Origin of the sequence: Saccharomonospora sp. NPDC046836 (assembly GCF_040645195.1) — a bacterium.
Lineage (GTDB): Bacteria > Actinomycetota > Actinomycetes > Mycobacteriales > Pseudonocardiaceae > Prauserella_A.
Genome location: NZ_JBEYXW010000087.1, coordinates 1 through 7,359, shown reverse-complemented (window position 1 = coordinate 7,359; position 7,359 = coordinate 1). Strand labels below are relative to the sequence as shown.

7 protein-coding genes are annotated in these 7,359 nt (G+C 72.2%); all 7 read right to left on the bottom strand.

From position 1 onward, the window contains the following. Positions 1-108 precede the first annotated feature (108 nt). On the bottom strand, positions 109-1,506 hold the full coding sequence (locus tag ABZ863_RS34930) for a tyrosine-type recombinase/integrase (RefSeq protein ID WP_358543993.1): 1,398 nt from the start codon (positions 1,504-1,506) through the stop codon (positions 109-111). A 67-nt stretch (positions 1,507-1,573) separates the two neighbouring features. After that, on the bottom strand, positions 1,574-1,783 hold the full coding sequence (locus ABZ863_RS34925; protein WP_049978212.1) for a helix-turn-helix domain-containing protein: 210 nt from the start codon (positions 1,781-1,783) through the stop codon (positions 1,574-1,576). Between the two features lie 140 nt (positions 1,784-1,923). After that, complete coding sequence (locus ABZ863_RS34920; RefSeq protein ID WP_358297338.1) at positions 1,924-3,165, bottom strand: DUF3631 domain-containing protein; 1,242 nt, start codon at positions 3,163-3,165, stop codon at positions 1,924-1,926. After that, positions 3,162-3,509: a hypothetical protein gene (locus ABZ863_RS34915; RefSeq protein WP_358297341.1), complete on the bottom strand. Its 348-nt coding sequence runs from the start codon at positions 3,507-3,509 to the stop codon at positions 3,162-3,164. Before ABZ863_RS34915 ends, ABZ863_RS34920 begins: the two co-directional genes overlap by 4 nt. Continuing rightward, positions 3,506-4,393 carry a bifunctional DNA primase/polymerase gene (locus ABZ863_RS34910; protein WP_358297344.1) on the bottom strand — a complete coding sequence of 296 codons (888 nt, stop codon included), beginning with the start codon at positions 4,391-4,393 and terminating at the stop codon, positions 3,506-3,508. The genes ABZ863_RS34915 and ABZ863_RS34910 overlap by 4 nt, the downstream gene beginning before the upstream one ends. Further along, positions 4,390-5,247, bottom strand: coding sequence for a hypothetical protein (locus ABZ863_RS34905; RefSeq protein WP_358297346.1), 858 nt, complete (start codon positions 5,245-5,247; stop codon positions 4,390-4,392). The genes ABZ863_RS34910 and ABZ863_RS34905 overlap by 4 nt, the downstream gene beginning before the upstream one ends. Before the next feature lie 290 nt (positions 5,248-5,537). Next, positions 5,538-7,359: ATP-binding protein (locus tag ABZ863_RS34900; RefSeq protein ID WP_358543991.1), on the bottom strand; the 1,822-nt coding region annotated here is incomplete at its 5' end.

The window sequence follows — 7,359 nt, the reverse complement described above, 5'->3', positions numbered from 1 at the left end:
GTGGTCCTGCGGCGGCTGCCCGGTCAACCGGGTGACCCGGCCGCCGGAGTGGCGCACCTCGATATGCGCGACGAACCGCCGGTCCCGCCCGAGGGTGCACCTTTCGTGTTACCGGATGCGGCGCCGCAGTCGGGCGCGAGCCGCCTTGGTGCTGCTGGTCTCAGTTCTGGTCTCAGTCGGGGCCTTCCGCTGCTCCGGCGGGGCGGGCAGGAAGGCGTCGCCCATGCGCGCCATGGCCGCCTTCGAGAGCGTGGAACGACCCTTCACGTAGCGCCGGGTCTGGCCGATCTGGGTGTGCCGCAGGATCTCCATGATGGTCGGCATGTCCACCCCGAGTTCGTTGAGGATGGTGCCGGCCGTGTGGCGGCTGCCGTCGTACAGGCGCCGGTCGCTGATCCCGGCCTCTTCGAGCAGTTCCTTGAACTCGGCCCAGTCGGCGCGCGGGTCGAGGGGGCGACCGTCCGCGCGGGTGAAGAGCGCGTCGTGCTCCTCCCATTGGTCGCCGGCCGCCTCCCGCGCCTCTGCCTGAGCCTCCCGGTGCGCGACCAGGTAGGGGATGAACTGCGGAGGGATCGGTACGGGGTTCCGGCTCTTCTTCGTCTTCGGGCGGGTGAAGACGAGGCCGCCGCCCTGTCGTTGGGGGCAGGCGCTTGCGTGGCGCGTGCAGTCCGGCTCGCAGGGCTTGGGGCAGCCCCTCTTGTAGGCCCCGTGCACGCCGCACTCAGCAGGGCAGCGCCCGAAGCGGTGGAGCCGGGCCCCGCAGGCGTGGGGGTCGGCGCACCCGTGGCGCCAGGTGAGCCGCTGAAGCTGCCACTGCGGGTGGAACAGCTCGGCGTCGAGGTCGACGTACTTCCACCGGAGTCCCAGCGTCTCGCCCTGGCGGAACCCCATGCCGACGCCGATGATCCAGCGCATGGAGGTCGGCCGCTTCGCCGCGGCGAGCAGGAACCGCTTCGCCTCGTCCAGAGTGAACGGGTTCGCTTCCGTCTCGTCCACCGTCGGAGGGTCGACTAGGCCGGCCACGTTGTGGGTGACGAGCTTCCGCCGGTGCGCGATCTTCAACGCCCGGGACAGGATGCGGTGGACCTTGAGCACGTGGGAGGGGGCGTGTCCGTCCCGCAGCATGTCCGCGTACATGCGCTCCAGGTGCTCGGGGGCCAGCTTGTCGAGGCGGTGGCGGCCGACGCCCGGGATGATGTCGTTGCGGGTCTTGGACCAGTAGTCGTCCAGCGAGCGAGGCTTGAGCTTGAGGCTCGCGATGGTTGTCAGGTACGTCGTCATCCACTGAGCGACCGTGGGCGTCCGGCCCGCCTTGGTCGCGTGCCCCGCGTCCCGCTGCTTCTCCAGCGCCTCCACCTTCCGGCGCACCTCGGGTTCGGTCCGCGCTCTGCGGTGTCGGCGGTCGGGGGACCCGTCGTTCTTCACTCCCATGGTCACCCGCCCGTGCCACCAGCCGTCGTTTCCGAGGTACACCGACGACTTCATGTTGGGGTTGCGTCCAGCCAAGATCGGTCCTCTCGTACGACGGAGCGGGCCGGGTGTGACACCCGGCCCGCTCCGTCTGCTGCTCTGCTCAGTGGTTGTGGGACTCGCGCTTGAGGAGTTCGACGTACTCCTCGATGTACTCGGTGGGGATGAGGCGGCGGCGGCCGACCTGGACGGTGCGAAGGCGTCCTCGGCGGATCTCCTCGTAGGCGGTGGAGCGCTTGAAGCCGAGGGTGGTGGCGGCGTCTTCGACGCGGAGGAGGCGGCGGGTGGGCGGCGGGGCGGTGGGTGTGCTCACGTGGTCCCTCTTCTTCCCTTGGGTCTGAGCGTCCGCTACATCCGCTACAGCCGCTACACCGCAGGTCAGGGGCCTGTTTTGTGTAGCGGATGTGCGGGATGTAGCGGATGGAAGCGGCTACATGGGCGGTGCGGGGCCGGTCAGGCGGGGGCGCCGGTGAGGCCACCGATGTGGCGGGAGCGATCCGCTACATCGGTGGGTGCCGCTACGGATTCGGTGGCGTTGACCTGGGGTGTAGCGGATGTAGCGGATGTAGCGGACTCCTGGGAAGGGGGCGGGCAGTAGCGGGCCCAGGCGTCGGTGAGGTCGGTGGCGTAGTAGCCCTTGGGGACGCCGCCGGTGGCGGTGCGGATGCTGCGGGGCTTGATGGGCTTGTTGTCGGTGGTGACGTACTCGCCGAGCATGCGGGCGAGGGTGCGGGGGGTGAGGGGGCGGCCGTCGAGGTCGGTCCAGGGGGAGTCTTCGAGGGCGAGGAGGAGTTCGAGGATGACGGCGGTGGGCATGCGGTCGGCGCCCTGGAAGACGCGGTCGCGCAGGTCGGTGAGGAGGCGGATGCCGAGGGAGGCTTCGTCGTCGTCGTGGGCGGCGGCGATGAGTTCGGTGCAGGCGGCGCGGGCGCGGTCGGGCCAGTCGCCGCCTGCGGCGTCGGCGATGGCGATGAGGGGTTCCCACACGTCGGCGGGGCGGTCGCTGACGCCGTCGGGCATGGCGGGCCAGGCGTTGGCGACGGTGTCGTAGACCTGTTCGGCCCAGGTGGCGAGTTCGTCGCGCAGGGCGTGGCCCTGCTTCTCGTGGACGCGCTGGCGGTAGGGCTCGACGCGCTCGTTGGGGGCGCGCTTGCGCATGCGGATGATGATGGAGCGGGTGGAGACGGTGTCGGGGAGGTGGCCGAGTCCGGCGAGGGCGACGGCGCAGTAGCTGGAGAAGGTCTGGGCGGTCTGGTTGGAGCCGTCGCCGATGCAGCGGATGGCACCGCCGATGCGGCGGTAGCCGGTGTTGAGGAAGCCGCGCAGGGCCTCGTTGTCGCCGGCGGCCGGGCCGAAGATGGTGTCGACCTCGTCGAAGAGGACGGTGGGGCGGCCCTCGGCGGCGTCGACCAGGCGGTAGAGGGCGTTGGCGGAGGCGGAGGCGGTGCTGACCGCGCGGGGGGTCAGGATCTCGATGATCTCCAGGGCGCGGGACTTGCCGGAGCCGGGTTCCGGGGAGAGGAACGCGATGCGGGGAGTGGTCTCGAAGGCTTCCACGAGGTGGGCGTGGGCGTCCCAGAGGGCGACGGCGACGTAGGCAGCCTCCCGGGGGAAGCGGTTGAAGCGGCGGTGGAACTTCTCGACTCGGTCGAGGAGTTCGGCGCCGTCGATGGGCGTCTTGGGCTGCTGGGTCATGCTGCGGTCCTCCCGGTCGAGGGGGCGGCGGGGTTGATGAGGGGGCAGTGGGTGCGGTGCTGGTCGTGGTCGGCGATCAGCGCGAGGGCTCGGCGGTGGCCGGCGGCGAAGAGGTCCCGGCCGCAGGCGCACAGGCTGTGGACGGTGGGGGTGGCGCCGCGCGGGGCGGTGATCGTGAGCCAGGCGACGGGGTGGCGGCCGTCGACCGGGCGCGGGTCAGGACAGTGAGCAGAACGGGCGCCCTCGGCGGCGTCTTTCGCCGCTGCCCTCGCCGTGGTGGCGGGGGCCGGTTCGGCGGGGTGGGGGCCGGTGGGGGTGCTGAGGCTTTTCAGGTGGGGGGTCATGCGGCGCTCCGGGGGCGTGCGGTGCGGATGGACCAGTCCAGGGCGCTGCGGATCGTCGCGGTCACCTCGGCCGGAGGCAGGCCGGCGGCCTCACCCGCTGCCTGAAAAGCCGTTTCGACGTGGGTGCGGTCGAGGTCGCCCCAGGCCACGAACCGGCCGACCGCCCGCACGCAGGCGAGCAGGGTGGCGTTGCGCGAACCCTCGGGCGCCTGCCGGGCCTTGGCGGTCTCCCGTTCGAGGACGACCGTGGCCAGGCGGCCACCGGCGCGGGGCAGGGCGACGACCGGGGCGACCGTGTCCGGGCGGGGGTGGGGTGGGGCGAGGCGTTCGAGGAGCCAGCCGGGCAGGGGCCGGATCAGGGCCGGGCCCTCCACTCGGTAGGCGCGGCCGTTGATGACGGAGCCGGGGGCGAGGACGTAGCCGCCGTGGGCCCGGGTGTCGATGAGCGGGCCGAGGGCCCCGGCGGTGTTCCGCAGGAGGGCACCGTCGGGGGCGGAGAAGTACAGGTGCGTACCCCCGGAGGCGGTCCGGACGGTGCGGGTGGTGGGGACGGGCTGTCCGGCGCGCTCGCAGAGCGCCGAGAAGTTCGCCGCGCCGTCAGGCGCGTCCGTCTTGCTCTTGGGCTTGTCCAGGTCGACCACGACCAGCCGGGCGGGCCCCGTGGCCAGGCCGATGTTCCAGTCCCCGGTCGCCCAGGCGGCGCGGATGCGGTCCGGGTCGGTGGTGGCCCGGCGCTCCCACGTGACGTGCCCGCCGGCGCAGGCGCCGGTACGGGGGCAGCGGGTCTCGGGGTGGAGGGCGGGGCGCTTGCCGTCGGGGCGGAGGGGGAAGACGGGCCAGCCGCGCTCGGCGGCGTCCAGGGCGGCGGTGAGGAGGGGGCTCATGCGGCGGCCTCCAGGCCGTTGGAGGGGGTGGGGATCTGGTTGATGACGCGTTGGCGCCAGGCGAGGGCGTAGTCGAGGCAGTTGGCGCAGTTCTTGTGGGTGTGGCCGGGCAGGGGCGGCCGGCGCCGGGCGTGGGAACTCCAGGCGAGGGAGTCGGCGGAGGCCATGAGGTGGCCGACGCGGGCGATGCCGAGGGTTTTGAAGCCGAAGCCGTGCAGGCGCAGGCCGTGTGCGGCGAGGGCGGTGACGATCTCGGCGCCCTCGCGGGTGGACTGGCGGCGGCAGACCGAGCCGAGACCGACGACAGGTTCGGCGGCGAGGTTGACCCCGGCGCGCTCGAAAAGCGCCAGGCAGCGTTCGTAGTCGGCGATGGTCTCGCCCTGAAGGACGGGGATGATCCGCAGGTCGGGGGCGAGGGAGCGCAGTTCGATGAAGTTCTGCACGGTGAGGCGCTGGTGTTCGGCGGTGCTCAGTCCGGTGCCGGCGAAGTGCTGGGGGCCGTAGGTGCCGCCTTCGCGGATCGCGCTTTCGCACATCCAGTCCTGCTGGGCGGCCCAGTCGTAGGGGCCGACGTGTTCCCAGATGCGCCGCAGGTCGTCCACGTACTGGCGGGGGGTGCGCGTCCAGCGGCCGTACTTCTGGAGCTCCGAGAAGCCGCCGGAGTCGACGGCGTACGGTCCGAGCGCCTGGGGCAGCGCGCGGGCGACCGCAAAGTGCTCGGACTTCAGGAACAGCGGCCTGTCGGTGAGGCGGACCCAGTGGCGCTTGTGGGTGGTCAGGTAGAACCGCATCGGCTCGCGCTGGGCGGGAACTCCTGAGGGGGTCTCTCGCCGGATGGGGGTGGGTTGGGTCATGCTGGTGGAACCTCCGTTTTCGGTGGGTGTGAGGGCGGCCCGGTCATTGGCGTGAGTGGGGCCGCCCTCGGTCTTGGCGGACGTAAGCGGAATGGGTAGGTGGCGCGGTTTAGGGAGGCAGTGCGGGGGTGCGCGGGGTGCTCTGCGGAGGGGGTTTCGGCAGGTGGGAGGCGGGTGCCTCCCTGCCTCCCTGGTTGATCATTTCCGCAGGTCAGGTCCAGGGAGGCGGGTCAGGGAGGCGGTGAGGGAGTTCTCCCTGCCTCCCTGGACCGTGGTGGGTTGGCTCCCTGTCATCCGGTGGCGGAAGCGGAATCAGTTCCGTCGCGGTTGGTGAGGGCGTGGGTGACGCGGTCGCGGGAGACGACCATGACGCCGTCGGACTTGTAGGGCTCGGCGCCGGCGTGGTCGAGGACGCGCTTGAGGTCGATGAACGACCAGTCGCCGTAGGCGCCGGGGTTGAGCGTGGCGAGGCGGGCGAGGACGTCCTTGGTCCGCACGCGCGCCTCGGTGCCCAGGACGTGGGCGATGTCGGCGAGCGGGTCGGTGTCCTGGTCGCGGTCGGCGGTGGTGCGGGTGGTGACACCGTTCCGCAGGGCCTTGGCCCGGTCGGCGATCTCGGTGGCGGTGGCCGTGTCGATGAAGTGGGTGCGCACGGTGATGGATGCCTGTCCGGCGGGGATGTCGATGCCGTCGGAGGCGACGACGAGGGTGCCCTTGTCCAGGCCCTGGCGCAGCAGGTGCGGGGCGGCGCCACCGTCGACGGCCTTGTCGCCAAGCGCCATGCGGGCCTGCGACTCGGTGCCGACGACCAGGGAGGCGCGGGTGTGGGCGCCCTCGCGGACCAGCTTGGGAAGGTTTTGGTCGGTGGGGTCCTGGGTGCCCTGCCAGAGCATGACGTTCACGGCCCGGCCCTGGTTCTGGATCTTGCGGGCGGCCATGAAGTAGCGGCTGGTGGCCTTGGTGCCGCCGTAGGGCCGCTTGTCGTCGCCGACGGCGGGGCACATGAACGCGACCTGCGCTTCGTCCACCAGCAGCACCAGCGGGTGATGGCTGGTGCCGGTGGGGGCGGTGAGGCGGCGTTCCATCTCGGCGACCCCGTCTTCGAGCATGGTGGTCGCGTCGATCACGTCCTCGTCGGTGGGGCCCTGGATGAGGAGGGTGGCCAGGCCGTCGAACATGGCCCAGTCGCCGGCGCCCTTGAGGTCGGCGATGCGGAACTCGACGGTGGGGTCGAGGGCGAGCCACAGGGCCAGGGCGCGGACGGCGGCGGTCTTGCCCTGGTTGGACAGGCCGGTGACCAGCATGTGGCGCTGGAAGAGGCTCAGGGCGGCGGCGTCCCCGCGCAGGTCCTGGCCCCAGGGGGCGCGGCCGTTGGCGTAGGAGGCGCGCAGGTCGCCGTCGATGGCGAGGGGGGAGGGGCCGATCGGCTCGTCCAGCGCACCGGAGTCGGCGATCCAGAGCCGGACGGTGCGTGCGGCCTCGGGGAGGGTGATGAACACTTCGTGCTCGTGGCGGGCGAGGTTCTCGGCGAGCTTGCGGCGCTTGCCCTGCACCTCGTTGGTCGACACCCCGGAGGGGAGGGTGACGTCGACTTCGACGCCGCATCCGGCGATGCGGATGGGTCCGAGCATGGCGGCGCCGGCGTCGCCCATCTCCTTGATGGCCTTGCGCAGGGCGGGCACGCCGAGGTCGCGCAGGGCGGTGACGACGATGGAGGGGGTGATGGGGGCGCCGCCGGTGTCGCGCTGGCTGGTGGGCAGGGCCCACTGCGGGGCGGCCTGCTGGTGGCGGCCCACGCCCCACAGAGCGAGCAGGCCCAGCCAGGGGGCGAGGGTGACCAGCGGGCCCCAGACCACGGAGACGATGACGACGATCCACCGGACCAGCTCGACCAGGGCCAGGGTGGGGGTGGCGATGTCGGCGAAGTTCTCGTTGGCGACCGCGAGGATGATGCCGAGCAGCAGCAGCCCGCCCCCCATCACGCCGACGCCGGCGGCGGCGCCCTTGGCGACCCGTTGCGGGGCCGAGAGCAGTTCCATGCGGCGCTGGTGGCGGGCGGCGCGGAAGGCACGGCCGCGCTCCTCCCACTCCCGGGCCAGCTCGTGGTTCCCC